This window comes from Micromonospora sp. NPDC049139 (genome assembly GCF_055586845.1).
In genome coordinates this window covers 8,254-34,140 of sequence record NZ_JBVJHK010000006.1, presented here as the reverse complement: position 1 = coordinate 34,140, position 25,887 = coordinate 8,254, and the positions used below count along the sequence as shown (strand labels likewise).

The window sequence follows — 25,887 nt, the reverse complement described above, 5'->3', positions numbered from 1 at the left end:
CCTCCGACGGGTACGTTCCGCCGGAGACCTTCATCGCCGGTACGCCACGACGCGACCGGCCCGGCCCGCCCGGAGTAGCTTCAGTGACATCGCCCAGCACCACCCTGAGCCTGGTCGACACCGACCCCGCCGAGCTCGCCGTCGACGCGATCGTGATCGGCGTGCACAGCCAGACCGGAGAGCAGGACGCCACCAGCGGCCCCGCCGGGACCCTGCTGCTGGCCAGCGGCGCGGAGAGCATCGCCGCCGCCTTCGACGGCAAGCTGACCGAGACGCTGGCCCTGTTGGGCGCGACCGGCGGCCCCGGCGAGGTGATCAAGCTGGCCACGCTGGGCACCGTGACGGCCCCGGTGGTCGCGGCCGTCGGGCTCGGCCCGGAGCCCACCGGCGCCGCCCCGGCCCCGGAGACCCTGCGCCGGGCGGCCGGCGCGGCCGTCCGGGCGCTCGCCGGCGCGCCGCGGGTGGCGCTGGCCCTGCCGCTGCCGGACGACGCCGACGCGCCGGCCGCGCTGCGCGCCGTGGCGGAGGGGGCGCTGCTCGGCGGGTACCGGTTCGCCGGCTACAAGACCCGGCCGCAGCCGGCCCGGCGGGAGCCGGTGGCCGAGGTGCTGGTGGCCGTCCCGGACGCCGGTGACGCCGGCGCCCAGGCCGAGATCGCCCGGGCCCAGGCGGTCGGCGGCGCGGTCCGGCGCAGCCGGGACTGGGTCAACACCGCCCCCAACGAGCTCCGCCCGCCGTCCTTCGCCGACTCGGTGGCGGACGCCGCCCGCGAGGCCGGCCTCGAGGTCGAGGTCCTCGACGAGGCCGCGCTGGCGGCCGGCGGCTACGGCGGCATCATCGCCGTCGGGCAGGGCTCGGAGGCCCCGCCGCGCCTGGTGAAGCTGAGCTACACCCCGGCCGGCGGCGGCAACGGCAAGCGGGTCGCGCTGGTCGGCAAGGGCATCACCTTCGACACCGGCGGCATCTCGATCAAGCCGGCGCAGGGCATGTGGGAGATGAAGTCCGACATGGCGGGCGCCGCCGCGGTGGGCGCCACCATGCTGGCGATCGCCGCGCTCAAGCCGTCGGTGGCGGTGACCGCGTACCTGCCGATGGCGGAGAACATGCCGTCCGGGCGGTCGTACCGGCCGGGTGACGTGATCAGCATGTACAACGGCAAGAAGGTCGAGGTGCTCAACACCGACGCCGAGGGCCGGATGATCCTGGCCGACGCCATGGCGCGGGCCTGCGAGGACGGCTGCGACTACCTCTTCGAGACCTCCACCCTGACCGGCGGGCAGGTCATCGCGCTGGGCAAGAAGATCGCCGGCGTGATGGGCAGCCCGGAGCTGTGCGAGCGGGTCAGGGTCGCCGGCGACGCCGTCGGCGAGCCGGCCTGGCCGATGCCGCTGCCGGACGACGTGCGCAAGGGCATGGACTCCGACGTGGCCGACATCTCGCAGGTCAACGCCGGCATGGACCGGGCCGGTCACATGCTCCAGGGCGGGGTGTTCCTGCGCGAGTTCGTCACCGAGGACGTGGCCTGGGCGCACATCGACATCGCCGGGCCGGGCTACCACTCGGGCGAGCCGACCGGCTACTGGACCAAGGGCGGCACCGGCGTCCCGGTCCGCACGCTCGTCCAGCTCGTCGAGGACGTCGCCGCCAACGGCTGACGTGTAAGGAAGGGCCCCTTGTTAACGCAATGCGTTAACAAGGGGCCCTTCCTTACACGTGGTGGCGGGGCCGCCGGGTCAGAACAGCTCGGGGCGGCGCTTGCGGCGCTCGTTGTAGTCCCGCATCCGCTGCGGGTAGCCCATCAGCCGGACGTCGTAAACGGGGATGCCCATCCGGTACGCGAAGCGGCGGGCGCCGTCCGGGCCGTCGATGCGGCGGCGGGTCCACTCGCCGTCGTCGGCGATCAGCATGACGGTGGTCTCGGTCACGGTCGTGCGGGGCTCGATGTACGCCTCGACCCCGCGCCGGCTCCGGACGAAGTTCTCCAGATGGTCCAGATCGGCGCGGTCGGCGGCGCGGTCCAGGCTCACGGCGCGGGCCTTCTTGCGTCGTCGGAACAGTCCCACCGGCCGTCTCCCCCAAGCTCCGTCATCGAAGGCAGTGCCCAGCGTACGTGTCTCGGACGTGTCGTTGGGCACCTCACTACGCGGCCTGTGCCCGGTGGTGACAAGATGACCGAGGTGGGGTGTGTCCGTGGCCCCCCGCCGTGACCCCCCGAAGCAGTGACGCGACCTGGGAGTTGGACGTGAGCGAGCCGAATGACGCAACCTTCGACATCGTCATCCTCGGAGGTGGCAGCGGCGGCTACGCGACCGCCCTGCGCGCCGTCCAGCTGGGCCTGACGGTCGCGCTGGTCGAGAAGGGCAAGCTCGGCGGGACCTGCCTGCACAACGGCTGCATCCCGACCAAGGCGCTGCTGCACGCCGCCGAGATCGCCGACCAGACCCGCGAGTCGGAGCAGTTCGGCGTGAAGGCCGAGCTGGTCGGGATCGACATGGCCGCGGTCAACTCGTACAAGGACGGCGTGGTCTCCCGCCTGTACAAGGGCCTGCAGGGCATGCTCAAGGGCAACAAGGCGATCACCATCGTCGAGGGTCACGGCAAGCTGGTCGGCAGCAACGTCGTCGAGGTCGACGGCAAGCGCTACACCGGCCGCAACGTCGTGCTGGCCTCCGGCTCGTACGCGAAGAGCCTGCCGGGCCTGGAGGTCGACGGCGAGCGGGTCATCACGAGCGACCACGCGCTGGTCCTGGACCGGGTGCCGTCCTCCGCGATCGTGCTCGGCGGCGGCGTGATCGGCGTCGAGTTCGCCAGCGTCTGGAAGTCCTTCGGGGTCGACGTCACGATCATCGAGGCGCTCCCCCGGCTGGTCGCCGCCGAGGACGAGGAGTCGTCGAAGGCGCTGGAGCGGGCCTTCCGCAAGCGGAAGATCAACTTCAAGGTCGGCAAGCCGTTCGAGAAGGTCGAGAAGACCGACAGCGGCGTCAGGGTGACCATCGCCGGCGGCGAGACCGTCGAGGCGGAGCTGCTGCTGGTCGCCGTCGGCCGTGGCCCGAACACGGCCGGCCTCGGCTACGAGGAGCAGGGCGTCAAGATGGACCGCGGCTACGTGCTGACCGACGAGCGGCTGCGCACGAGCGTGCCGAACGTCTACGCGGTCGGCGACATCGTGCCCGGCCTCCAGCTCGCCCACCGCGGCTTCCAGCAGGGCATCTTCGTCGCCGAGGAGATCGCCGGCCAGAACCCGGCCGTGATCGACGAGGCCGGCATCCCGCGGGTCACCTACTCCGACCCGGAGCTGGCGTCGGTCGGCCTGACCGAGGCGAAGGCCAAGGAGCAGTACGGCGCCGACAAAGTGAAGAGCTACAACTACAACCTGGGCGGCAACGGCAAGAGCCAGATCCTCAAGACGGCCGGCTTCGTCAAGCTCGTCCGGGTGGAGGACGGCCCCGTCGTCGGCGTGCACATGGTCGGCGCCCGGGTCGGTGAGATGGTCGGCGAGGCGCAGCTCATCTACAACTGGGAGGCGTACCCGGCCGAGGTGGCGCAGCTCGTGCACGCCCACCCGACGCAGAACGAGGCCCTGGGCGAGGCGCACCTGGCGCTCGCCGGCAAGCCGCTGCACGCACACGCCTGACCACGACAACCGCGGCGTCCGGCGACGGGCGATGATCCCACCAGGGGAATGAAGGAGTCTTAGAAGATGCCGGTATCGGTCACCATGCCCCGGCTCGGCGAGAGCGTCACCGAGGGCACCGTCACGCGCTGGCTCAAGCAGGAGGGCGACACCGTCGAGGTCGACGAGCCCCTGCTCGAGGTGTCGACCGACAAGGTCGACACCGAGATCCCGTCCCCGGCGGCGGGCGTGCTGAGCCGGATCGTGGTCGGCGAGGACGAGACCGCCGAGGTCGGCAGCGAGCTGGCCGTGATCGCCGGTGAGGGCGAGGCCGCCCCGCAGCAGGAGGAGCCGGCCGAGGAGGCCGCCGAGGCCGCCGCGGAGCCGCAGGCCGAGGCGGAGCAGCCGGCCGTCGAGGAGCCGCGGGCGCAGGCCGCCCCGGCACCGTCGGGCGAGGGCACCCCGGTCAAGATGCCGGCCCTCGGCGAGAGCGTCACCGAGGGTACGGTCACCCGCTGGCTCAAGCAGGTCGGCGAGACCGTCGAGGTGGACGAGCCGCTGCTGGAGGTCTCCACCGACAAGGTCGACACCGAGATCCCGTCGCCGGTCGCCGGCACCGTCCTGGAGATCAAGGTCGCCGAGGACGAGACCGCCGCGGTCGGCGCGGACCTGGCCGTGATCGGTGCCGCCGGCGCGGCCCCGGCCCCGGCCAAGCCCGAGCCGAAGCCGGCGCCCAAGGCCGAGCCGAAGCCCGAGCCGAAGGCCGAGGCCAAGCCGGAGCCCAAGGTCGAGGAGCCGACCCCGGGCCTGTCGTACAACGAGCCGGCGGCGGAGGCCGAGATCTCGGCGCGGCCGGCGCAGGCCGAGCAGAAGGCGATGCCGGCGGCCCCGGCCCCGCAGCGCCCGGCGGCGCCCGTCCAGGGCGGCGAGGAGGCGGCCGGCTACGTGACCCCGCTGGTGCGCAAGCTCGCCAGCGAGCACGGCGTCGACCTGGCCTCGGTCAACGGCACCGGCGTCGGCGGTCGCATCCGCAAGCAGGACGTGCTGGACGCGGCGGAGAAGGCCAAGGCGGCCAAGGCCGCGCCGGCCCCGGCGCAGCAGCCCGCCGCCGCGGCGGCCCCGGCCAAGCCGGCCGCCAGGCCGCAGCCGAGCGCGAAGCGCGGCACCACCGAGAAGCTGCCCCGGATCCGCGCCACCATTGCCAAGCGGATGCAGCAGTCGCTGCACGAGATGGCGCAGCTCACCACCGTGGTCGAGGTGGACGTCACCAGGATCGCCAAGCTGCGGGCCCGCGCCAAGGACGCGTTCCAGCAGCGGCACGGCGTGAAGCTGTCGTTCCTGCCGTTCTTCGCCCTGGCGGCCGTGGAGGCGTTGCAGACCTACCCGATCGTCAACGCCAGCATGGACCTGGAGGCGGGCACGATCACCTACCCCGACGCCGAGCACCTCGGCATCGCGGTGGACACGGAGCGCGGCCTGATGGTCCCGGTCATCCACGGCGCCGGCGACCTGAACCTGGGTGGCATCGCCAAGCGGATCGCCGACCTGGCCGAGCGCACCCGCACCAACAAGATCAGCCCGGACGAGATCGCGGGCGCGACCTTCACGCTGACCAACACCGGCAGCCGGGGCGCGCTGTTCGACACCCCGATCGTGCCGTCGCCGCAGTCGGCGATGCTCGGCACGGGTGCCGTGGTCAAGCGCCCGGTCGTGGTCAACGACCCGGAGCTGGGCGAGGTGGTCGCCGTCCGGTCGATGGTCTACCTGGCCCTGTCGTACGACCACCGACTGATCGACGGCGCGGACGCCGCCCGCTTCCTGGTCGCGGTCAAGGAGCGGCTGGAGGCCGGCAACTTCGAGGCCGAGCTGGGTCTGTAGTCCCGCACGACGCACAGCGGGCGCCCCGGTCACGGACCGGGGCGCCCTCGTCGTTCCCGACGTGGCTCGGACCTGCACGCCGCCGCCCCGCCAGCCCCGCCCACGCCCGACGCGCCCCGGCCCTGCCGGTACGGGAGCCGCCCTGCCGATGCGTCGCCCGCCCTGCCGACGCCGGGGCCGGCCGTGGCCCGAATCCGGCGCGGCGCGGCCGGGGCGCTGCGAGAGTGGGTTGGTGGGTGGCTTCCGGTGGCACGAGCGGTTGGGGCCTGCCGTCTCGATCGCCCCCGGCGCCCGGGTCGACCGGTTCGAGGTCTTCTTCGACCTGGTCTTCGTCTACTCGTTCTTCATCATCACCCGGGCGACCGCCGCCAACATCTCCGGCCGTCAGCTGCTGCACGCCCTGCTGGTGCTCGCCGTGCTCTGGTGGTGCTGGGTGGTGCACTGCGTGGTGGCCACCCGGGTCCGGCTGGGCGAGGGCTTCGTGCCGGTGCTGATGGTCGTCGGCATGGCCGCGCTGTTCTGCTTCGCGCTGTCCCTGCCGCAGGCGTTCGGCGACACGGAGGACGTGGCCGCCGGGCCGATGGTGGTCGCGTTGAGCTACGTGGTGATCCGCGGCGTACACCTGTTGCTGTACTGGCACATCGCGCGGGAGAAGCCCGGCGAGCGCCGGCTGCTGGCGAAGTACTCCCCCGAGCTGACGGTCAGCACCCTGCTGCTCACGGCCGCCGCGCTGATCCCGCCGCAGATCGACGACCCGGGCCGGGCCGTACTGGTGCGGGACGGGCTCTGGATCAGCGTCGTCCTGCTCCAGTACGGCATGGGCCTGGTGGCCGGCGCCTGGGGCTGGACGGTGACCTCCGCCGAGCACTGGACCGAACGGTACGACCTCATCCTGATCATCGCGCTGGGCGAGTCGGTCATCTCGGTCGGCGTCGGCAGCAACCTGCTCGGTCAGCCCCCGACCTGGCCCGCGGTGGCGGCGGCGGTGCTCGGCATATTCTTCACCGCCGCGCTGTGGTGGGCGCACTACGACGTGGTCGGCCCGGCCGCCCGGATCGCCCTGCACACGGCCGAGGGCCGGACCCGGGTGGCGATGGCCCGGGACGCGTACGCCTATCTCCACCTGCCGATGATCGCCGGGATCATCCTGTTCGCCCTCGGCGCGGAGGAGGTCGTGCGCGACATCGCCGACCCCGAGGTGCCGTACGCCGAGCCGACGCACGGGCCGGGCGTCCCGCTGCTGTTCGGCGGGGTGATCTGCTACCTCTCCTCGAACATGCTGTTCCAGGCGCGCACCCTGCACACCGTCTACTGGACCAGGGTCGGCGCGGTGCTGCTGCTCGCCGCCGCCATCCCGGTGGGCCTGGTGCTGCCGGGGCTGGCCACCCTCGCCCTGCTCACCGCCATCTGCGTCGGGCTGGTGGGGGTGGAGGTGGTGGTCAAGGCGAAGGAACGCCGCGCGCTGCGCGAGCGGGTCTTCGAGGAGAAGACCAGCCACGAGGCGTACGAGGCCGCCTGGCGGGCCCGCTGGCGCGAGCCCACCCCCGAGGAGCCGTCGACCTGACACCGCAAGGAATCCCGTCGGTCGTAGCACTTCGTAGCACGCCGACCTAGAATTGCTCCGTGGCAGAGCACGCTCATCGGGAGATCACGCAACGGGAGCTGCGCAACGAATCGGGCGCGATCATGCGTAACGTCGAGCGTGGCGAATCCTTCGTCATCACACGGAACGGCACGCCGATCGGAAAGCTCATCCCGCTGCGCCGGCGCACCTTCGTGCCGCGGGCCGAGGTGCTCGCCGCCTTCGCCACGGCCCCTGTGCTCGACGCCGAGGCATTCCGCGCAGACATCGACTCGTCGGTGGAGCAGGACCCGTTCAGCCGTGAGTGGTGAGCCGCCGGTTCGTGGCCTGATCGACACGAACATCGTGATCCACCTCAGCGCCCTGGGTCCCGAGGAACTGCCGGACGAGATGGTCATCAGTGCGGTGACACTCGCGGAACTGTCCGCAGGCCCGCACCACACCGACGACCGCGCCGAGCGGGCCCGACGGACCAGCGTTCTGCAACACGCCGAGGCCATGTTCGAGCCGCTACCCTTCGACGCCGAGGCGGCGCGGGCCTTCGGCATGATCACCAGTGCGGTGCTGGCCACCGGGCGCACCACCCGCCGTCGGCTGGCGGACCTGATGATCGCTTCCATCGCGTACGCGAACGGCCTGTCGCTCTACACCACCAACCCGAGCGACTTCCTGGGGCTGGAGGAGCTGGTCAGGATCATGCCCGTCCGGCGTCCCTGAACGGTTTCGTCGCACCCGCCCTCGCTGTATAGGCTGGCCGGCAGCGTCGCGGTGCACCCGGCAAGGAGACCGCCGAGGGCATGGAGGCGCGGGACAGCATGGGACACACGTGCATCCATCCACGCCGGACGTGCGCCTGCGGGCCTTCGGCAACCAACTGATCGAGATCCACCTCTGGCTCCGCGAGGAGCTCACCCTCATCCGCGACGGGCTGGGCGAGCCCGGCGTACGCCCCCGGGACCTGCGGACCCACTGCCTGGCCTTCTGCGCGGCGCTGACCCGGCACCACACCGGCGAGGACGCCGGGGCGTTCCGGGTGCTGGCCGACCGCGTCCCCGAGCTGGCCCCGGTGCTGCGCGAGCTGGAAGCCGACCACCACGTGGTGGCCGGAATCCTGCGCCGGGTCGAGGAGCTGGCCGACGCCGCCGCGCCGCCGGCCGAGGTGCGGGCCGAGCTGGACACGCTCGCCGCGCTGCTCGAATCGCACTTCGTCTACGAGGAGAAGAAGCTGGTCGACGCGCTCAACGCGCTGACCGACGGCACCACCGAAGGGCTCCTCGGGGTCCCCGTCCCGCCGCTCGACCCCGAGCAGGTCTGCCGGTAGCAGAATTGCCGGCGTCGGGTTGGCCGGGCGGCCCCGGGCCCGGCAGGGTGGGCGTATGGCGATCTTCTCCCTCCAGGCAACCCCGTCCGACGGCCCGGGCTGGCTGGACCTGGCCCGGCGGGCCGAGGCGGCCGGTTTCGACACCCTGTCCACCGCCGACCACCCCGGCAGGACGACGTCGCCGTTCGTCGCCCTGGCCGCCGCGGCGGCGGTGACGTCGACGATCAAGCTGGGCTCGTACGTCTCCAACGCCGGGATCCGGGAGCCCATGCTGCTCGCGTCGGACGTGGCCACCCTCGACCTGCTCTCCGGCGGCCGGGCCCGGCTCGGCCTCGGCGCCGGCCACACCCCGGCCGAGTGGCACGCGGTCGGGCGGGAGCGCCCCGACGTCGCCGGTCGGGTGCGCCGCTGCCTGGCCGTCGCCGAGGCCGTCCGCGCGCTGCTCGACGGCGAGGAGGTCACCGTCGACTCCCCCGACCTGGTCGTGCGGGCCGCGCGGCTGGAGACGCCGCGACCGGTGCAGCGGCGTGTCCCGCTCACCCTCGGCACGGCGAACTCGGCGATGCTGCGCTGGGCCGGCGCGCACGCCGACATCGTCGGGCTGGCCGGCCTGGGGCGCACCCTGCCCGACGGCTACATGCACGAGGTGCGCTGGCGCGAGGCGGACATCGAGGCACAGCTGGCCTGCGTCGCGGCCGGGGCGGCCGGTCGGGCCGAGCCGCCGGCGCTGGAGGCGCTCGTGCAGCTGGTCGCCGTCACCGACGACGCCGAGGCCGCCACCGCCCAGTTCGCCGAGCAGACCGGCCTGACCGCCGCCGAGCTGCTGGCCACGCCGTTCGTGCTGGCCGGCACCGAGGACGAGATCGTCGCGGCGGTCGCCGCGCACCGGCGCCGCTGGGGCGTCACCCGCTTCGTCGTCCGCGTCGACGCCCTCGACCCGCTCACCCCCGTAATGGCCCGCCTGGCCGCCGCCGGCTGAGCCACCGACTTTCGGATACGGGTGCGGCGAGGTCAGGCCGTCGGCTGCTCGGCAACGAACACGCCGACGCCGTGCACGCCCTCCACGAGCCCCTGCATCTGGAGCACCAGGATCGCCTGACGCACGACCGTCTGCGACACACCGTGCTCTTCCTTGAGCTGCGCGGTGGACGGCAGCTTGTCTCCCGGCGCCCACTCGCCTGACTCGATCCGGGCACGGATGTGGTCGGCGAGCTGCGCCCATTTCGGCTTGGCGGGCATTCACACTCCCAGGTCTGCACCGCCATTCGACCATGAACAACTTGGCACGACAAGTAAGGACAAGTTGAGCCTTGCTTTGTACAACATGTCGTGCAAAGCTCTCGTTGACTGGTTCCCAGGTCTGCAACCGGAGCTGGTCGTCCCGTGAAACGCGCCCGGCCGGCCCGATCCCCCGAGGTCGGCCGGGTGCCACGCAGCCGGTGCGAGGGGTGGCGACCCCCGTGACCTCTTGGCCCGCAGCCCCCGGACGGTGACCGGCTCTACACGTCCGGCTCGGCGTCCGTACCCGAAGATATGAGCATGCGGATCCTCATGGCCGGTGCGTCCGGCTTCCTCGGCACCCGGCTGGTCGACCGGCTCACGGCGGACGGGCACCAGGTCACCCGACTGGTCCGCCGGCCGCCGCGCGCCCCCGACGAGCGGCAGTGGGACCCGGCCGCCGCGCAGCTCGACCCGGCGACGGTGGCGGAGGCGGACGCGGTGGTCAACCTGGCCGGCGCGGGCGTCGGCGACCGTCGGTGGAACGACGGGTACCGGCAGGTGATCCGGTCGAGCCGGGTCGACACGACCACCGCCCTGGCGATCACCATCGCCGGGCTGCCCGACGGCGACCGGCCGAGGGTGTTGCTCAACTCCTCGGCGGTCGGCTGGTACGGCAACACCGGCGACCGGACGGTCGAGGAGGACGCCCCGGCCGGCGAGGGCTTCCTGGCCGACGTCTGCCGGGCCTGGGAGGCCGCGACGCGCCCGGCCGAGGACGCGGGCGTACGCGTGGTGCGGCTGCGCACCGGGCTGCCGCTGCACCGCGACGGCGGGCTGCTGAAGCCGCAGTTGCTGCCGTTCCGGCTGGGGATCGCCGGCCGGCTCGGCAGCGGCCGGCAGTGGCTGCCGTGGATCTCGCTGGTCGACTGGCTGGACGCCGTGGTGTTCCTGCTGGCCCGTGACGACGTCGCCGGGCCGGTCAACGTGGTCGGGCCGGCCCCGGTGACCAACGCCGACTTCACCCGCGAGCTGGCCCGGCAGTTGCGTCGGCCGGCGATCATCCCGATCCCGGCGCTGGCGTTGAAGGTGGCGCTCGGCGGCTTCGCCCACGAGGCGCTGACCAGCACCCGGGTCCTCCCCGGCGTGCTCACCGAGGCCGGCTTCACCTTCCGCCACCCCGACCTGGCCGCCGCCCTGCACGCCGCACTACACAACTGACAATCCCCACTCCCCGACCCTCCCCCAACCCGGTTGATCATGAAGTTGTTGCCACGACACGTCGGGCGGGGTGGCAACAAACTCATGATCAACGCGCGGTGAGGGAGGATCAGCAGCCGACGATCCAGTGGTTGGGGCCGGTCTGACTGAGGGTGCTGGTGTAGAAGGTGTTGTAGAGGCCCATCCGCTGGTTCGAGCCGTTGGCGTAGGCGTAGCCGCCGGACTGGTAGGCGCGGCCGGCGCCGACGTGCGCGTAGTTGCTGGCGGTCACGCAGGTCGGCGCGGTGGTCGGGCTCGCCGTCGGGGAGGCCGTGGGGCTCGCCGTCGCCGTCGGGCTGGGCTGGGTCCCGCCGTCCAGGCCGAAGAAGACCGCGTCGTGGTACGCGGAGCAGATGGTGTCCAGGATGTACGGGGCGGTGGTGCCGCACTGGTCGGGGGCCGAGCCGGGGTCGACCGGGGTGCCGTGGCCCATGCCGGAGATCCGGTAGACCCGCACGTCGTTGTTGCCGTACACCTCGAGGCTGGTGTTGGCCGGCAGCGACGCGGTGCTGGTCGGGGTCTGCGAGACGCCCCGGACGTTGGTCCACTGGTCGCGCAGCTCGGTGGCGTTGGCCGGCACGACGGTGAAGTCCGAGGTGCCGTGCCAGATGGCGACCCGGGGGCGCGGGCCGGTGTGCCCGGGGTGGGCGGCCCGGACCAGGTTGCCCCACTCCTGCGGGGTCTTGTTCACCCCCTGGAACTGGCAGGCGTTGGTGGTGGCGGGCGGCGAGCAGCGGTACGGCAGGCCGGCGATGACGGAGCCGGCGGAGAAGACGTCCGGGTAGGTGGCGAGCATGACCGCGCTCATCCCCCCGCCGGCGGAGAGCCCGCTGACGAAGACCCGGCCCGGGTCGGTGCCGTAGTTGTTCCTGGCGTAGTCGACCATCTGCTTGATCGACAGCGCCTCGCCGGAGCCCCGCGTGATGTCCTGCTCCACGAACCAGTTGAAGCAGCTCAGCTGCTGGTTGGCGCTGGACTGCTGCGGCACGATCAGGGCGAACCTCCACTGGTCGGCGTACTTGCGCCAGCCGGAGTTGGCGAAGTAGCCGGAGGCGTCCTGGGTGCAGCCGTGCAGCAGCACGACCGCCGGCGCTCCGGCCGGGAGGTTGTCCGGCCGGTATGCGTACATGGCGAGGTTGCCGGGGTTGGAGCCGAAGCCGGTGACCTGGGTGAGGGTGGCGGCCTGGGCGGGGGCGGCGAGGGTCACGACCGCGGTGGCGGCGAGGACCAGCCCGGCGACCGCACCGGTCAGCCGGGTGAGCAGGGACGAGGAGCGGCGCACGGGGGCCTCCTGGGGACGGGTTGTGAACTGGGTCACCCGCGAATTGCCGCGACGTTACGTCGATGTGTCGATGGTGTGACATGGGCCACGGTCACACATTCGCTGTCGGGAGGATGTGCGTCCTGACCGGCGTGTCCAGGTCCGGTTGGTAACGTCCGCTGCGTGCCGACCTCCCCGTCCCTGGCGCCCTCGCCGGCCTCGCCGCCCCGTGTCGTCCGCGACCGCCGGGCCGACCTGATCGTGGCGCTGGTCGCGCTGGCGCTCGCCGTCTGGGTGACCAGCGGGCTGTGGCGGGACCCGAACGTCCGCGCCATCACGGTCAACTCCAGCGACCAGGCGCTCTTCGAGTGGCTGCTGGCCTTCGGCGGCCACACGGTGACCCACGGCGACGACCCGCTCTTCACCCACCTGGTCAACGTCCCGGACGGGGTGAACCTCGCGGTCAACACCTCGATCACCGTGTACGCGGTGGTCTTCGCCCCCCTGACGTACCTGATCGGGCCGCCGGCCACGTTCCTGGTGATCCTCACCCTCAACCTGGCCGCCACCGCGCTCGCCTGGTACTGGCTGTTCTCCCGGCACCTGGCCCGCAGCCCGCTCGCCGCCGCGGTCGGCGGGTTGTTCATCGGCTTCTCCCCCGGCATGGTGTCGCACGCCAACGCCCACCTGAACTGGACCGCCGGCTGGTTGGTGCCGCTGCTGGTCTGGCGGACGTTCGCCCTGCGCCGCTCCCGGCGCCCGCTGCGCGACGGCGCGATCCTCGGCGCGCTCGTCGCCGTCGCCTTCTCCATCGCCGCCGAGGGGCTCTTCTTCACCGCGCTGGCGCTCGGCGTCTTCGTGGCCGTCTGGGCGCTGCACCCGGCCCACCGCGCCGAGGCCCGGGCGGTGCTGCCGACCTTCCTGCGCGGGCTCGGGGTGACCGCCGTGGTCGCCGGGGTGCTGCTGGCGTACCCGCTCTGGCTGCACTTCGCCGGCCCGCAGCGCTTCCACGGCACCGGCTTCGACGCGGTCATCCACTCCGAGGACGTCGTCGCGTTCGGGGCGTACCCGCGCCGCTCGCTGGCCGGGGAGGTGGGGCTGGGCACCCGGCTGGCGCCGAACCCGACGGAGGAGAACTCGTTCTTCGGGATCCCGCTGCTGCTGCTCGCCGTCGCCTGCCTCGTGGCGCTGTGGCGCCGGGCCGACGCGGGCCGGCGGGCGACGCTGTGGGCGCTGGGCGTGACCGCCGTGGTCTTCACCGCGCTCTCCTTCGGCCCCGAGGCCAAGGTCGACGGGCACCGCGCCGACCTGCCGATGCCGTTCGACCTGCTCGGGCACCTGCCGGTGATGAACGCCGCCCTGCCCGCCCGGCTGGCGCTGGTGGTGGCGCCGGTGATCGGGGTGCTGCTCGCGTACACCGTCGACCGGCTGCGGGCCGAGCCGCCCCGGCGCCGCCCGGCGCGGCTGGCCTGGTGGGCCGGGTTCGCGGTGGCGCTGGTGCCGCTGCTGCCGACCCCGCTGCTGACCATCGAACGCGAGCCGATCCCGCGCTTCATCACCGCCGGCACCTGGCGCGAGTACGTCTCCCCGGGCGGGGTGCTGACCCCCGTGCCGCTGACCCTCGACGTCTATCCCGACGGGCAGCGCTGGCAGGCGTACGCGCTGGCGCACCGGCAGGGCGAGTTCGCCATCCCCTCCGGCTTCTTCCTCGGCCCGGGCGGCCCGGACGGCCGGGGCCGGATCGGTCCGCCGCCGCGCCCGTTCAGCGCGATGGTCGACGAGGCCGGTCGGAGCGGGCTGGTGCCGATCATCACCGAGGGCAGCATCCAGGAGGCCCGCGCCGACCTGCGGCACTGGCGGATCGAGACGGTGGTGCTGGCCGACGAGGTGCACGGGGCGAAGTGGCCGGTCGACGAGGAGGCGGTCCGCCGCACCGTGACCGCGTTGCTCGGCCCGCCCGAGCGGGTGGACGACGTCTGGCTGTGGCGGGTCCCGCAGGGATGAGCGCCGTGGTGCCGTGGTGAGCCGCGTCACCGCAGGTGACCGGCCGGTACGGGGCTAGGCTTGGCGCGTGAGCACGACGACTTCCGGCCTCACGGCCGTCCGCGCCGGTCTCCTCGACTACCAGGCCGCCTGGGACGAGCAGCGCCGGCTGCACGAATCGGTGGTGGCCGGCGAGCGGGGCGACACGGTGCTGCTGCTGGAGCACCCGAGCGTCTACACCGCCGGCAAGCGCACCGAGCCGTGGGACCGGCCCATGGACGGCACGCCGGTCGTCGACGTCGACCGGGGCGGCAAGATCACCTGGCACGGCCCGGGGCAGCTCGTGGGCTACCCGATCGTGCGGCTGCCCGACCCGGTGGACGTGGTCGCCTACGTGCGCCGCACCGAGCAACTGCTGATCGACGTCTGCGCCGAGTTCGGGCTGGCCGCCGGCCGGGTCGACGGGCGCAGCGGGGTCTGGGTGCCGGAGGACGACCGGGGCCCGGCCCGCAAGGTCGCCGCCATCGGCATCCGGGTCGCCCGCGGGGTCACCCTGCACGGCTTCTCGATCAACTGCGACTGCGACCTGGGCCACTTCGACCGGATCGTGCCCTGCGGCATCCGCGACGCCGGCGTCACCTCGCTTACCGCCGAGCTGGGCCGCCCGGTCACCGTGGCCGACGTGCTGCCGGTGGTCGAGCGCCACCTGCCGGCCCTCGTCGCGGCCTGACGCCGCCCGTGCGGATCGATCTCGTCACCGTCGTCGTCGCCGAGTACGACCCGGCCATCGACTTCTTCACCGAGGTGCTCGGCTTCGACCTGGTCGAGGACTCGCCGTCGCTGACCAACGACGGCCGCCCGAAGCGCTGGGTCGTCGTCCGACCGCCCGGCGCGCAGACCGGGCTGCTGCTGGCCCGCGCCGACGGCGAGCGGCAGGCGCAGGCCGTCGGCGAACAGGTCGCCGGCCGGGTCGGCTTCTTCCTCCAGGTCGACGACTTCGACGCCACCCACCGCCGGATGGTCGAGGCGCGCGTCGAGTTCGTGCGGCCGCCGCGCACCGAGCCGTACGGCCGGGTGGCGGTCTTCCGCGACATCGCCGGCAACCTCTGGGACCTCCTCGGCCCGGCCTGACCGGCAGCGGGACGCGCCGCCACTCACGCTGCCCCGGCCCGGCCTGACCGCCGACGGGCACCGGGCACCCGCCCACGCCCCGGCGGTCAGACCTGATCGGCCGGTTCGGGCGGGTGCTCCGGCGCACCGCCGCGGCGCCGGAGCCAGGGCTGGCACAGGACGACGGCCCCGCCGACGGCGGCGCCGATCACCGTCTCGACGCCCCGGTCGACGAGTAGCGACCCCACCGGGCGGGCCGCCGCGAGCTGACCCATCAGCAGGGCCATCGGCGTGATGAACAGCAGCGCCAGCCCGTAGTTGCGCCCCACCAGCAGCTCGGTGACGATCTGGAGCGCCGCCACCACCAGGACGGTGGCGACCGGCGAGAACCCCGGCGCGAGCAGGGCCGCGCTGGTCAGCAGCCCGAGCAGGGTGCCGACGATCCGGTGCCCGGCGCGCACCAGCTGGGCGGTGACGCCCCGGGCGCTGAGCGGCACCACCGCCGCCACCATCGCCCAGTACGGGTGCCCGATCCCGATGGCCGTCGCCGCGCCGCCGGCCAGCACCACGGCGACGGCGTAGCGGACCGGCTCCCAGGTCCACACGTGGCGTAGCCGCGCGGGCCGGCTCCGCTGCCGCCGCAGGACGCTGCCGACGGCACCGATGAGCAGCGCGAACAGGCTGCTGAGCCCGGCCACGGCCGCCGCGGTCGGCACGTCGGAGACCGCGTGCGGCACCGACGCCGCGGCGCCGAACCCGAAGACGAGGAAGAGCGGTCCCGGCGGGTGCCAGTCCTGCGCGGCGGCGAGCACGGCACCCGCCGCCGCGACGGCCGCCGCGGTCGGCACCGCGACCCACGCGCGCGCCTCCAGGGAGCCGACCAGCACCCCGAGCACCACCGACGCGGTGAGGGCCGCCCCGGCGCTCGCCTGCATCGCCGCCCGGGACAGGTGCACGTGGTTGCGCCCGTAGAGCGAGGTGAACGCGCCGAACGCGGCGTACAGGGACCAGTCCGGGTGGCCGGCCGCCAGCACCGCGAGCAGCGGCACGAGGACGCTGACGCCGGCCCGCAACGCGACCCGGTGGGCACCGTGTGCCTCGCGGAGGTGCAGCAGGTCGCGCAGCGTCGCCCGGAACCGCTCGCCCATCACCTTCCACCGCACCCCCACTCCTTCATATACGGCTACGGGGTGAGCCGGTGCAGGTCGCGTGGGAAGGCGGTCACCTCCCGGACGTTGGCCGCGCCGGTCAGCCGCGCCACGAAGCGCTCCAGCCCGATGGCGAAACCGCCGTGCGGCGGCATCCCGTGCCGGAACGCGTCGACGTAGCCGGCGTACGGCTCGACGGGCTCGCCGCGCGCCGCGAGCGCCGCCAGGTAGTCGGCGTGCCGGTGCAGCCGCTGCCCGCCCGTCACCAGCTCCAACCCCCGGAACAGCAGGTCGAACCCGTTGGAGTACGCGGGCCGCGCCGGGTCGGGATGGGTGTAGAAGGGCCGCTTCGCCATCGGGTAGCCGGTGACGAAGAGGAACTCGGAGCCGTGCTCCCGCCGCGCCCACTCCCCCAGCGCCCGCTCGTGCGCCGGGGCGAGGTCCGGCTCGTCGGCCGGCGCGCCGGCGATCTCCAGGGCCTCGGTGAAGTGCACGGCGGGGATCTCCGCCGGCACCTCGGGGGCCTCGACGCCGAGCGTGGCGAGCGCGGAGCCGGCCCGCCCGCGTACCGCGTCGAGCATGCCGGCCACCGTATGCCGCAGCACGGCCATCACGTCCCGGTGGTCGGTGACGAAGCCGAGTTCGGCGTCGAGCGAGGTGTACTGCGCCAGGTGCCGCACCGTGTCGTGCGGCTCCGCCCGGAACACCGGCCCGACCTCGTAGACCCGCTCGAAGACGCCAACCATGAGCTGCTTGTAGAACTGCGGCGACTGGGCCAGGTACGCGGGCCGTCCGAACCAGTCCAGCGCGAACACGTTCGCCCCGCTCTCGGTGGACGAGCCGACCACCTTCGGCGTGTGGATCTCCACGAAGTCGCGGGCGTCGAGCGCGGCGCGGAAGCCGGCCACCGCCGCCGCCGAGACGCGCAGCGCCGCCGAACGGGTCGGGTGGCGCAGCGCCACGGGCGCGTGGTCGAGCTGGGTGGGCAGGCTCGCGGTCAGGGCCGGCCGGTAGAGGTCGAACGGCGGCGGCACGGCGGGCGGGCCGAGTGGTCGTACGGTCGGCTCGGCGACCTCGACCCCGGCGGGGGCGGTCGGGTTCGCGACCACCGTGCCGGTGACCTCGACGACCGTCTCCTCGGTCAGTTTCTCCAGGTCGGCGCGGACGGCCGGGTCGGCGACCACCACCTGGGCGAGGCCGGCGGCGTCCCGGACGATCAGGAACGCCACCGACTTGAGCAGCCGGCGGCGGTGCACCCAGCCGGCGATCCGGACGGTTGCGCCGACATGGGCGGAGAGCTGGTGGGAAAGGATGCGTTGCACGGCGGTTACCTCCTCGATCAATCGCAACGCGATCCCCGGGAGGTGTGGGCGAGCGGGAGCCTCGCGGTGCCACCACACCTTCGCCCCCGCTGACGGGGGCCTCGTTTCGTCGCCTTTTCACCGGGGCCAGCCGGGCGGGCTCTACTTGGCGTGGTTAGGAAGGGCCCCCTCCTCTACCGGAGGCGTTAGAAAGGTGCCCTTCCTTACACGCCGTTCTTCCCGCAGCTCGGGAGGGTCTTCGCGGTCCGGCGCCAGACCGCCTCACAGCAACCGGCGGCTCTCTCGGCTGGCGGATCGGGCCGCTACTCGGCTCCGTCACAGCTCTGCCGGGAACCGTAGCACCCCGCCGGCGCGTACTGTGACGCGATTTTCCCGCCTCCGGTGTCCGGCGTCACAAGGCTTCCGGCGTGACGCCGGTCGCCCGCGGTACATCGACGGCGGCCGTCGGGCGTAGGCTCGGTTTTGTGACGATCGAGCACTCCGCGCCGACGACCGGCCAGGTAGCGCGCACCGCGACGCCCGCCCCCGAGGGGCGGCGTCTGCTCCGCATCGAGGCGCGCAACGCCGAGACGCCGATCGAGCGCAAACCACCGTGGATCAAGGTCAAGGCCAAGATGGGGCCGGAGTACACCCAGCTGCGCGGGCTCGTCTCGCGCGAGGGGCTGCACACCGTCTGCCAGGAGGCCGGCTGCCCCAACATCTACGAGTGCTGGGAGGACCGGGAGGCCACCTTCCTCATCGGTGGCGACCAGTGCACCCGGCGCTGCGACTTCTGCCAGATCGACACCGGCAAGCCGGCCGAGTTCGACGCCGACGAGCCGCGCCGGGTGGCCGAGTCGGTGGTCTCGATGGGCCTGCGCTACGCGACCATCACGGGCGTGGCCCGGGACGACCTGCCCGACGGCGGCGCCTGGCTCTACGCCGAGACCGTCCGGCAGATCCACGCCCTCCAGCCCGGCTGCGGCGTGGAGCTGCTGATCCCCGACTTCAACGCGGTGCCCGAGCAGCTCGCCGAGGTCTTCGGCGCCCGGCCGGAGGTGCTCGCGCACAACGTGGAGACCGTGCCGCGCATCTTCAAGCGGATCCGGCCGGCGTTCCGCTACGAGCGCTCGCTGGACGTGATCCGGCAGGCCCGCGCCGACGGGCTGGTCACCAAGTCCAACCTGATCCTGGGCATGGGCGAGGAACGCGCCGAGGTCTCCCAGGCGCTGCGTGACCTGCACGACGCCGGCTGCGAGCTGATCACCATCACGCAGTACCTGCGCCCCTCCCCGCGGCACCACCCGGTCACCCGCTGGGTGAAGCCGGAGGAGTTCGTCGAGCTGCGCGAGGAGGCCGAGGAGATCGGCTTCGCGGGCGTGATGAGCGGGCCGCTGGTGCGCTCGTCGTACCGGGCCGGCCGGCTCTACCGGCAGGCGCTGGAGGCCCGCGAGGGCACCCAGGTCACCGCGGGCTGACCCACCCCGGCCGGCGCGCCGGCACCGCCGCACGTCGCGACGAGCCTCCGCCCCCGGGCGACCCTCGATCGAGGGTCAGCGGGGGGCGGTGGGCTCGCCGAGCAGGCCGAGGCGGTGGGCCAGCGCGGCGGCCTCCACGCGGTTGCTCACGTCGAGCTTGGCGATGATCCGGGAGACGTGCACGCTGGCCGTCTTCGGCGAGATGAAGAGCTGCTCGGCGATCCGGCTGTTGCTGTGCCCCTCCGCGACCAGGCGCAGCACCTCCCGCTCGCGCAGGGTGAGCAGGTCCGCGCCGGGGCGGCCCCGGGTGGCCCCGCGCAGGCCGACCCGGCGGGCCAGCGTGGCGGCCTGCTCCGCGAGCGGCGCCGCGCCGAGCCGATCGGCGATCGCGGCGGCCTCGCCCACCGCCGCCGCCACCTCGTCCCGCTCCCCCGCCGCGGCCGCCGCCTCGGCGAGCGCCAGCAGCGCGCGTCCGAGCGGGTACGGCTGCCCGTCCGCCCGCCACGCCGCGACCGCCGCCCGCCACGCCGCAAGCGCCTGATCACCAGCCGTCAGGAGGGCGCCCACCTGGGCGGCGTGCGCCCGCTCGGCCGGGCAGCGGGCCGGCAGGCCGGCGGCGAGCGCGGACACCGCGGCGGCCAGCTCGGGGTCGCCGGCCCGGGCGGCCGTGCGGGCGACGGCGCTGAGCACCGGCCAGCCCTCGCGGGGCAGCTGCGGCAGGCGCTCGTCGGCCAGCGCCGCGTGGGCCGCGCGTACGGCCTCGGCGGGGTCGTCGGCCGCCAGCGCCGCCTCGATCCGCAGCTCCCGCAGCGGCAGCCGGTGGTTCGGCCACAGGTAGGGCCGGGCCAGGAAGCCGAGGGCGCGGCCCACCAGCTCGTCCGCGGCGGGGTGGCCCCGGGCCAGCCGCAGGCCGGCGCGGAGCTGGAGCCAGTGCAGCCCCGACACGCCCGGCAGGTCGATCCGGGCGGCGTCCGCGCAGGCGGCGTCGGCCTCGTCCCAGCGGCCCAGGGCGATCAGCGCCTCGGCCTGGTTCGACAGCAGGTAGGCGCCGGTGGAGCGGCTGATGCCGACCCGCCGCGCCTCGGTCACCCCGGCGGCGGCCGCGTCGGCCGACTCGGCGTACCGGCCCAGCTCGAAGAGCACGTCGGAGAGGTGGACCAGGGCGCTCACCAGCGCCGGCGCGTTCCCGGCCGCGCGGGCCCGTTCCGCCACCCGGCGCAGCTCTGTCAGGCCGAGGTCGACCGAGGCCGCGGTGCGGCAGAGCAGCACGATCCGGGCCGGCAGCAGCTCCAGGTCCTCGCCGAGCGCCTCGGCCGCCGCCGTCGCCTCGGCCGCGAGCGCGCCGGCCTGCTCGGGGTCGATCCTGATCAGGTGCGCCGCGATGTCGGCGAGGAGCCGGACCCGCTCCGGCCCGTCCGGCACCCCCGAGGCCAGCCGGTACGCCTCCCGCAGCTCCGTCGTGCCGTCGCTCTTGCCGAGCATGGCCAGCATCCGGCCGCGCCGGTCCAGCAGCCGCGCGGCGCGCAGCGGCTCGGCGTCGGTGTCCACCTCGGCCAGGGCGGCCCGGGTGAGGGTGAGCGCGCGCTGGTAGTCGCCGGCGGTGGTGGCCGCCGCGATGGTCTCCTCCAGCACCGCGAGGTGGTCCATGTCGAGCCGGTCGGCCGCGTCGGGCACCAACTCCCACAGCTCCAGCACCCGCTCCAACAGCCGGCTCTGCTCCGCGTACGCGTACCGGTCGGCGGCGGCGCGGGCGGCGGTGCGGGCGGTCACCAGGGCGCGGGGGTGGTCGTGGGCGGCGTACCAGTGGTGGGCGATCTCGGCCGGGGCGCGGCCGGCGACGACCAGGTGCGGCTGCGCCTCGATGGCCGCCGCGAAGCGGGCGTGCAGCCGGGCGTGCTCACCGGGCAGCAGCTCGTCGTGCACCGCCTCGCGGACCAGGGCGTGCCGGAACTCGTAGTCGCCCTCCGGGTCGGCCACGACGAGCTGGGCGGCGACGGTGGCGCGCAGCGCGTCCTCCAGCTCGGGCTCGGGCAGCCCGGCCACCTCGGCGATGAGCTGGTGGGCGAAGCGGGTGCCGCCGGCGGCCGCGATGCGCAGCACCCGCTGGGCCGGGTCGGGCAGCCGGTCCACCCGGGCCAGCAGCAGGTCGCGCAGCGTCTCGGGCAGCGCGGCGCAGCCGACCGGGCCGCCGGCCGCGGCCAGTTCCTCGATGAAGAACGGGTTGCCCTGGGTGCGGTCGTGGATGTGGTCGACCGCCCGGGCGAGCGGCTCGGTGCCGAGCAGGTCGGCCAGGATCGCGCCGGTGCCGTCCCGGTCGAGGCGGCCCAGCTCGATCCGTTCGACGCCGCGGGCCCGGTCCAGCTCGGCGAGGAAGGGCCGCAGCGGGTGCCCGCGGTGCAGCTCGTCGGTGCGGTAGGTGCAGACCAGCAGCAGCCGGGCGGTGCGGGCGGCCCGCACCAGGAAGGCGATGAGGTCGCGGGTGGACCGGTCGGCCCAGTGCAGGTCCTCGATCACCAGCACCAGGGGCTGCCCGGCGGCGAGCCGCTCGAACAGCTCGGCGACCAGGTCGAACAGGTAGCCGCGCGGGGCGTCCGAGACCGGCGCCGGGGCGGGCGCGGCGACACCGACCGGCCCCCGGGCCAGCTCCGGCAGGAGGCGGGCGAACTCCGCCTCGTACCCGTCGAAGACGCCGGGGCCGTCGCGGCGCAGCACCGCGCGCAGCGCCGCCGCGAACGGCGCGAAGGGCAGGCCGGCCTCGCCGAGTTCGAGGCACTGGCCGACCAGCAGGCGGGCCCCGGCGTCGGTGGCCGACCGGCCGAACTCCTCCGTCAGCCGGGTCTTGCCCACCCCGGCCTCGCCGCCGACCAGCACGGTGGTCGGCTCGCCGGCGCGGGCCCGGGCGAGGGCGTCGCGCAGGGCCGCGAGTTCCGGCTGTCGGCCCACGAGGACGGTGCTGGCGGCGCGTGCGGTCACGGCACCGAGCATGCCACGCCCCTCGCCGCCCTCGATTCCGCTGACCGGCCGGCCGGCGACCGACGGCCCGGCCGTCGCCTGGGCAGGCTGCCCGCCGGACGGCGGAGCGGGCCCGCTGGACGGCGCGGGCCGCGGCGGGGCGCCGGCCCCCGCCGGGACGGTGACGGTCCCCTGCGGGAGGGTGACGGCCCTCGACGGGTCGGTGGCGGCCCCCGGCGGGTCGGTGGCGACCCTCGACAGCACGGCGACGGCCCCCGCCGGCACGATGGCGGCCGCCGGGGGCGCGGGGGCGCTCACCGGCGGACGGCGCCGGCGCGGCCCGGGTGCTGCCACCGGCTGAGCCAGCCGCGCGTGGAGCGGCGTGGCAGGGCACGGGCGAGCCGGTCGGCCGCGGCATCGGCGCGCAGCTCGGCGGCGTGCGTACGGTGGATGGAGAGGATGAAGTCCGCGTCGGTGCCGAACATCTCGGGCTCCCTGAGGTCGTCGTCGCTGTCGACTCTGACTCTCCGCGCGAAGGTGCCCACGGGGCATGGGTAAGCCGCCTGATCTTCGCCCGCTCCCCCGCCTTACTCCCCACCGCTGGGGGTGGTACGGCGGCGTAAGGTACTCAGCCCGGCCGCGGGTGATCGCGGCGTGCGGCGACCACTAGACTCAGCGGCATGGCAAAGCCCCAGGAGAAGGTCTCGTTCGGCCAACGGCTGAAGCAGATCGGGATGGTGTTCAAGTTCACCGCCAAGCAGGACAGGTGGTTCGCCCCGCTGGCCGCCGGCGCGGTGCTGATCCCGCTCGCGCTCACCGTGGTCGCGGTCCTGCTCTGGGGCTGGATCTGGCTGCCGCTGGGCATCCTGCTCGCCCTGCTCTGCCTGCTGATCGTGCTCAACCTGCGGTCCAACCGGGCGATGATGAACGCGGCCGAGGGGCAGCCGGGCGCGGCGGCCCAGATCATGGAGAGCATGCGCGGCGACTGGCGGGTCACCCCGGCCGTCAGCTCCACCACCCAGATGGACATGGTCCACCTGGTCATCGGCCGGCCCGGCGTGATCCTGCTGGCGGAGGGCAACCCGCAGCGGGTGCGCGGCCTGCTCGGCCAGGAGAAGCGACGGCTTGCCAAGGTCATCGGCAACGCACCGCTGCACGACTACGTGATCGGGCAGGAGGAGGGCCAGCTGCCGGTCCGCAAGTTGCGGATGACCCTGATGCGGCTGCCGCGCACGCTCAGCGGCAAGGACGTCAACTCCCTCGACAAGCGGCTCAAGGCGCTCACCGCCCGCCCGCAGATGCCCAAGGGCGCGATCCCGAAGAACATGCGGCCCCCGCGCGGCGCGTTCCGCCAGTCGCGCGGCCGCTGACCCACGGGACGTACGCAACGAGAGCCGGGCCCTGTCGGGCCCGGCTCTCGCGTCTCTCCCTCCCCACCCCCGCGCGTCTCGGTCCTCGGCGATCCGGCAGTTTCGGCCCTATCTCTGCCGCTCATGCCCCGTTCGTCCGGGCAGGAAGTACAAGATCGCGGGAGGAGGGACGGACGGGGAGGGGCTGGGGGGTCAGGGGCGGGAGGCGTCGGTGACGACCGATCCCGCGAGGCGGTCGTGCAGGCCGCGGCGGTGGTTGTCCATCAGCAGGGCCGGCACGACGAGGGCGAGCAGCACGCCGCGCAGCAGCGCCCGGACGAGGCCGATGCGCCCGCCGTCGGCCCAGGCGACGCAGCGGATCTTCGTGATGAACATGCCCGGCGTCTGGGCGAACAGCCCGAGGAAGAAGCCGTACTCCAGGATCAGCACCAGCACGGGCGCCCACCCGTCGCGGACCGGGTCTGCGAAGCCCCGGGCGGCGAGGAGGCAGAGCACCCAGTCGATCACCAGCGCGCCGAACCGGCGGCCCAGGCTGGGCGGAGTGAAGGCGGGATCGGACGCGGGCGGCACGGGGCGGTCAGGCGGGTTGCTCACAACGGTCAAGGGTATCCAGGGCGTACGGGCGGCTCGGGGACGGCCGCGAGCACCCCGAGCGCAAAAAGGGACCAAAGCGAGCAAGTGTCAATACACTGGCACAGCCGGTGGTGTTCCGTCACCCGCTCGCCCCCGCCGGAGCAGCGCGGATGACGCTCCGCGAGGGACGTAACACGGCAGAAACACTCAAGACACGGCCGGGCAACCGCGCGGCCATAGCGTCGCCAAGAGCCCAGCCACCCGTGGACGTGCCAGGAGGACGTGTGTTCGCCAATCCCGAGGAACTCCTGCGATACCTCAAGAACGAGGACGTGAAGTTCGTCGACGTACGTTTCTGTGACCTGCCCGGCGTGATGCAGCACTTCAACCTGCCGGTCGAGTCCGTCGACGACGAATTCTTCACCGAGGGCCTGGCCTTCGACGGTTCGTCGATCCGCGGTTTCCAGGCGATCCACGAGTCGGACATGCTCCTGCTCCCGGACGTCGCCACCGCCTTCATCGACCCCTTCCGGGCGCAGAAGACCCTCGCGCTCAACTTCTTCATCCACGACCCGTTCACCCGCGAGGCCTACAGCCGGGACCCGCGCAACGTGGCGAAGAAGGCCGAGGCGTACCTGGCGGCCAGCGGCATCGCCGACACCGCCTACTTCGGCGCGGAGGCGGAGTTCTACATCTTCGACTCCATCCGCCACGAGACCTCGGCGCACCAGTCGTTCTACTACATCGACTCGGTCGAGGGCGCCTGGAACACCGGCCGCGAGGAGCCGGGCGGCAACCGCGGCTACAAGACCCCGTACAAGGGCGGCTACTTCCCGGTGCCGCCGGTGGACCACTACGCCGACCTGCGCGACAGCATCGTGCGCCGGCTGGTCGACACCGGGTTCACCGTGGAGCGCTCGCACCACGAGGTGGGCACCGCCGGCCAGTCCGAGATCAACTACCGGTTCTCGACCCTGCTGCACGCGGCCGACCAGCTCCAGCTCTTCAAGTACATCGTGAAGAACGAGGCGTGGGCCAACGGCAAGACCGCCACCTTCATGCCGAAGCCGCTCTTCGGCGACAACGGCTCCGGCATGCACACCCACCAGAGCCTGTGGCTGAACGGCGAGCCGCTGTTCTACGACGAGACCGGCTACGCCGGCCTGTCGGACATGGCCCGCTGGTACATCGGTGGCCTGCTGCACCACGCCCCGTCGCTGCTGGCCTTCACCAACCCGACGGTCAACTCGTACCGCCGGCTGGTGCCGGGCTTCGAGGCGCCGGTCAACCTGGTCTACTCGCAGCGCAACCGCTCCGCCTGCACCCGCATCCCGGTGACCGGCAGCAACCGGAAGGCCAAGCGCGTCGAGTTCCGCGTGCCGGACCCGTCGGCCAACGTCTACCTGGCCTTCTCGGCGATGATGATGGCCGGCCTGGACGGCATCAAGAGCAAGATCGAGCCGCCGGCGCCGATCGACAAGGACCTGTACGACCTGCCGCCGGAGGAGTGGGGCGACGTCAAGCAGGTGCCGGGCTCGCTGCCCGAGGTGCTCGACGCGCTGGAGGCCGACCACGACTACCTGCTCGACGGCGGCGTCTTCACGCCCGACCTGATCTCCACCTGGGTCGAGTGGAAGCGGACCAACGAGGTCGACCCGGTGCGCCTGCGCCCGACCCCGCACGAGTTCGCCATGTACTTCGACTGCTGACCCACGCGCTCCATCAGCACCGGCCGGGGCGGGGCCGCCGGGCCGCGGCGGCGGGGGGGCGGGGTGCGCGGCGCGGCGAGACCGGTCGGGGGGGAGTGTGCGGGGGGGGGGGGGGCGGCCAGGCGGAGGC

General features: G+C 73.7%; 23 protein-coding genes. 15 read left to right on the top strand and 8 right to left on the bottom strand.

The window, feature by feature from the left end; all coding sequences use genetic code 11:
- Window positions 1–83 precede the first annotated feature (83 nt).
- The gene (locus ACZ6Q9_RS13430) at window positions 84–1,655 is read left to right on the top strand and encodes a leucyl aminopeptidase (RefSeq protein WP_350707897.1); all 1,572 of its coding nucleotides are present in this window, start codon (window positions 84–86) and stop codon (window positions 1,653–1,655) included.
- 78 nt (window positions 1,656–1,733) lie between these two features.
- Here ACZ6Q9_RS13430 and ACZ6Q9_RS13425 read toward each other — a convergent pair whose 3' ends face one another.
- On the bottom strand, window positions 1,734–2,063 hold the full coding sequence (locus tag ACZ6Q9_RS13425) for a hypothetical protein (protein WP_357702497.1): 330 nt from the start codon (window positions 2,061–2,063) through the stop codon (window positions 1,734–1,736).
- 140 nt (window positions 2,064–2,203) lie between these two features.
- On the opposite strand from ACZ6Q9_RS13425, the gene lpdA reads away from it, so the two are divergent.
- From lpdA to ACZ6Q9_RS13390, 7 genes are all read left to right on the top strand, one after another.
- Window positions 2,204–3,634, top strand: a complete 1,431-nt coding sequence (gene lpdA, locus ACZ6Q9_RS13420) for a dihydrolipoyl dehydrogenase (protein ID WP_393262966.1) — start codon at window positions 2,204–2,206, stop codon at window positions 3,632–3,634.
- 66 nt (window positions 3,635–3,700) lie between these two features.
- The gene (sucB, locus tag ACZ6Q9_RS13415) at window positions 3,701–5,491 is read left to right on the top strand and encodes a 2-oxoglutarate dehydrogenase, E2 component, dihydrolipoamide succinyltransferase (RefSeq protein WP_393454497.1); all 1,791 of its coding nucleotides are present in this window, start codon (window positions 3,701–3,703) and stop codon (window positions 5,489–5,491) included.
- 232 nt (window positions 5,492–5,723) lie between these two features.
- Window positions 5,724–7,055 (top strand): low temperature requirement protein A, encoded by a 1,332-nt coding sequence (locus tag ACZ6Q9_RS13410; protein WP_393262970.1) that lies wholly within the window; start codon window positions 5,724–5,726, stop codon window positions 7,053–7,055.
- Window positions 7,056–7,114: 59 nt separating this feature from the next.
- Window positions 7,115–7,384, top strand: a complete 270-nt coding sequence (locus ACZ6Q9_RS13405) for a type II toxin-antitoxin system Phd/YefM family antitoxin (protein ID WP_357451152.1) — start codon at window positions 7,115–7,117, stop codon at window positions 7,382–7,384.
- Window positions 7,374–7,790 (top strand): type II toxin-antitoxin system VapC family toxin, encoded by a 417-nt coding sequence (locus tag ACZ6Q9_RS13400; protein ID WP_393262973.1) that lies wholly within the window; start codon window positions 7,374–7,376, stop codon window positions 7,788–7,790. The genes ACZ6Q9_RS13405 and ACZ6Q9_RS13400 overlap by 11 nt, the downstream gene beginning before the upstream one ends.
- Before the next feature lie 109 nt (window positions 7,791–7,899).
- A complete protein-coding gene (locus ACZ6Q9_RS13395; RefSeq protein WP_393454494.1) occupies window positions 7,900–8,394 on the top strand; it encodes a hemerythrin domain-containing protein in 495 nt (164 codons plus the stop codon).
- Between the two features lie 55 nt (window positions 8,395–8,449).
- Window positions 8,450–9,373, top strand: a complete 924-nt coding sequence (locus ACZ6Q9_RS13390) for a TIGR03621 family F420-dependent LLM class oxidoreductase (protein ID WP_393262977.1) — start codon at window positions 8,450–8,452, stop codon at window positions 9,371–9,373.
- A gap of 32 nt (window positions 9,374–9,405) precedes the next feature.
- On the opposite strand, the gene ACZ6Q9_RS13385 is transcribed toward ACZ6Q9_RS13390, so the two are convergent.
- A complete protein-coding gene (locus ACZ6Q9_RS13385) occupies window positions 9,406–9,633 on the bottom strand; it encodes a GntR family transcriptional regulator (RefSeq protein WP_396827538.1) in 228 nt (75 codons plus the stop codon).
- A gap of 300 nt (window positions 9,634–9,933) precedes the next feature.
- On the opposite strand from ACZ6Q9_RS13385, the gene ACZ6Q9_RS13380 reads away from it, so the two are divergent.
- Complete coding sequence (locus tag ACZ6Q9_RS13380; RefSeq protein WP_396827540.1) at window positions 9,934–10,833, top strand: TIGR01777 family oxidoreductase; 900 nt, start codon at window positions 9,934–9,936, stop codon at window positions 10,831–10,833.
- 109 nt (window positions 10,834–10,942) lie between these two features.
- Here ACZ6Q9_RS13380 and ACZ6Q9_RS13375 read toward each other — a convergent pair whose 3' ends face one another.
- Window positions 10,943–12,154 (bottom strand): extracellular catalytic domain type 1 short-chain-length polyhydroxyalkanoate depolymerase, encoded by a 1,212-nt coding sequence (locus tag ACZ6Q9_RS13375; RefSeq protein ID WP_396827542.1) that lies wholly within the window; start codon window positions 12,152–12,154, stop codon window positions 10,943–10,945.
- Window positions 12,155–12,316: 162 nt separating this feature from the next.
- Between ACZ6Q9_RS13375 and ACZ6Q9_RS13370 the strand changes: the two genes are divergently transcribed.
- The 3 genes from ACZ6Q9_RS13370 (at window position 12,317) to ACZ6Q9_RS13360 (ending at window position 15,247) form a co-directional block, all read left to right on the top strand.
- Entirely contained in the window at window positions 12,317–14,137 is a 1,821-nt protein-coding gene (locus tag ACZ6Q9_RS13370; RefSeq protein ID WP_396827544.1) for a DUF3488 domain-containing protein, read from the top strand.
- Window positions 14,138–14,204: 67 nt separating this feature from the next.
- Window positions 14,205–14,846 (top strand): lipoyl(octanoyl) transferase LipB, encoded by a 642-nt coding sequence (gene lipB / locus ACZ6Q9_RS13365; RefSeq protein WP_350707875.1) that lies wholly within the window; start codon window positions 14,205–14,207, stop codon window positions 14,844–14,846.
- Window positions 14,847–14,854: 8 nt separating this feature from the next.
- Window positions 14,855–15,247, top strand: coding sequence for a VOC family protein (locus ACZ6Q9_RS13360; RefSeq protein ID WP_393262987.1), 393 nt, complete (start codon window positions 14,855–14,857; stop codon window positions 15,245–15,247).
- Between the two features lie 86 nt (window positions 15,248–15,333).
- Here ACZ6Q9_RS13360 and ACZ6Q9_RS13355 read toward each other — a convergent pair whose 3' ends face one another.
- Both ACZ6Q9_RS13355 and aspS read right to left on the bottom strand, forming a co-directional pair.
- Window positions 15,334–16,389, bottom strand: coding sequence for an FUSC family protein (locus ACZ6Q9_RS13355; RefSeq protein WP_396827547.1), 1,056 nt, complete (start codon window positions 16,387–16,389; stop codon window positions 15,334–15,336).
- Window positions 16,390–16,409: 20 nt separating this feature from the next.
- Window positions 16,410–17,696: an aspartate--tRNA(Asn) ligase gene (aspS, locus tag ACZ6Q9_RS13350; RefSeq protein ID WP_393262993.1), complete on the bottom strand. Its 1,287-nt coding sequence runs from the start codon at window positions 17,694–17,696 to the stop codon at window positions 16,410–16,412.
- 407 nt (window positions 17,697–18,103) lie between these two features.
- Here aspS and lipA point away from each other — a divergent pair, with 407 nt between their 5' ends.
- Complete coding sequence (lipA, locus tag ACZ6Q9_RS13345; protein ID WP_393262996.1) at window positions 18,104–19,153, top strand: lipoyl synthase; 1,050 nt, start codon at window positions 18,104–18,106, stop codon at window positions 19,151–19,153.
- Between the two features lie 75 nt (window positions 19,154–19,228).
- Here the strand turns inward: lipA and ACZ6Q9_RS13340 are convergent, their stop codons facing one another.
- Entirely contained in the window at window positions 19,229–22,423 is a 3,195-nt protein-coding gene (locus ACZ6Q9_RS13340) for a helix-turn-helix transcriptional regulator (RefSeq protein ID WP_396827550.1), read from the bottom strand.
- Window positions 22,420–22,590, bottom strand: coding sequence for a hypothetical protein (locus ACZ6Q9_RS13335; RefSeq protein WP_393263001.1), 171 nt, complete (start codon window positions 22,588–22,590; stop codon window positions 22,420–22,422). The genes ACZ6Q9_RS13340 and ACZ6Q9_RS13335 overlap by 4 nt, the downstream gene beginning before the upstream one ends.
- Before the next feature lie 195 nt (window positions 22,591–22,785).
- On the opposite strand from ACZ6Q9_RS13335, the gene ACZ6Q9_RS13330 reads away from it, so the two are divergent.
- A complete protein-coding gene (locus ACZ6Q9_RS13330; RefSeq protein ID WP_350679779.1) occupies window positions 22,786–23,475 on the top strand; it encodes a DUF4191 domain-containing protein in 690 nt (229 codons plus the stop codon).
- Between the two features lie 192 nt (window positions 23,476–23,667).
- Here ACZ6Q9_RS13330 and ACZ6Q9_RS13325 read toward each other — a convergent pair whose 3' ends face one another.
- Window positions 23,668–24,069 carry an RDD family protein gene (locus ACZ6Q9_RS13325; RefSeq protein ID WP_393454473.1) on the bottom strand — a complete coding sequence of 134 codons (402 nt, stop codon included), beginning with the start codon at window positions 24,067–24,069 and terminating at the stop codon, window positions 23,668–23,670.
- A 263-nt stretch (window positions 24,070–24,332) separates the two neighbouring features.
- Between ACZ6Q9_RS13325 and glnA the strand changes: the two genes are divergently transcribed.
- On the top strand, window positions 24,333–25,757 hold the full coding sequence (glnA, locus tag ACZ6Q9_RS13320; protein WP_393454470.1) for a type I glutamate--ammonia ligase: 1,425 nt from the start codon (window positions 24,333–24,335) through the stop codon (window positions 25,755–25,757).
- Window positions 25,758–25,887: the final 130 nt, after the last annotated feature.

Bases quoted from the DNA above. Each gene is read 5' to 3' on its own strand.
- sucB (WP_393454497.1), top strand. From the start codon at position 3,701: ATGCCGGTATCGGTCACCATGCCCCGGCTCGGCGAGAGCGTCACCGAG.
- ACZ6Q9_RS13390 (WP_393262977.1), top strand. From the start codon at position 8,450: ATGGCGATCTTCTCCCTCCAGGCAACCCCGTCCGACGGCCCGGGCTGG.
- ACZ6Q9_RS13385 (WP_396827538.1), bottom strand. From the start codon at position 9,633: ATGCCCGCCAAGCCGAAATGGGCGCAGCTCGCCGACCACATCCGTGCC.
- ACZ6Q9_RS13380 (WP_396827540.1), top strand. From the start codon at position 9,934: ATGCGGATCCTCATGGCCGGTGCGTCCGGCTTCCTCGGCACCCGGCTG.
- ACZ6Q9_RS13335 (WP_393263001.1), bottom strand. From the start codon at position 22,590: ATGTTCGGCACCGACGCGGACTTCATCCTCTCCATCCACCGTACGCAC.
- ACZ6Q9_RS13330 (WP_350679779.1), top strand. From the start codon at position 22,786: ATGGCAAAGCCCCAGGAGAAGGTCTCGTTCGGCCAACGGCTGAAGCAG.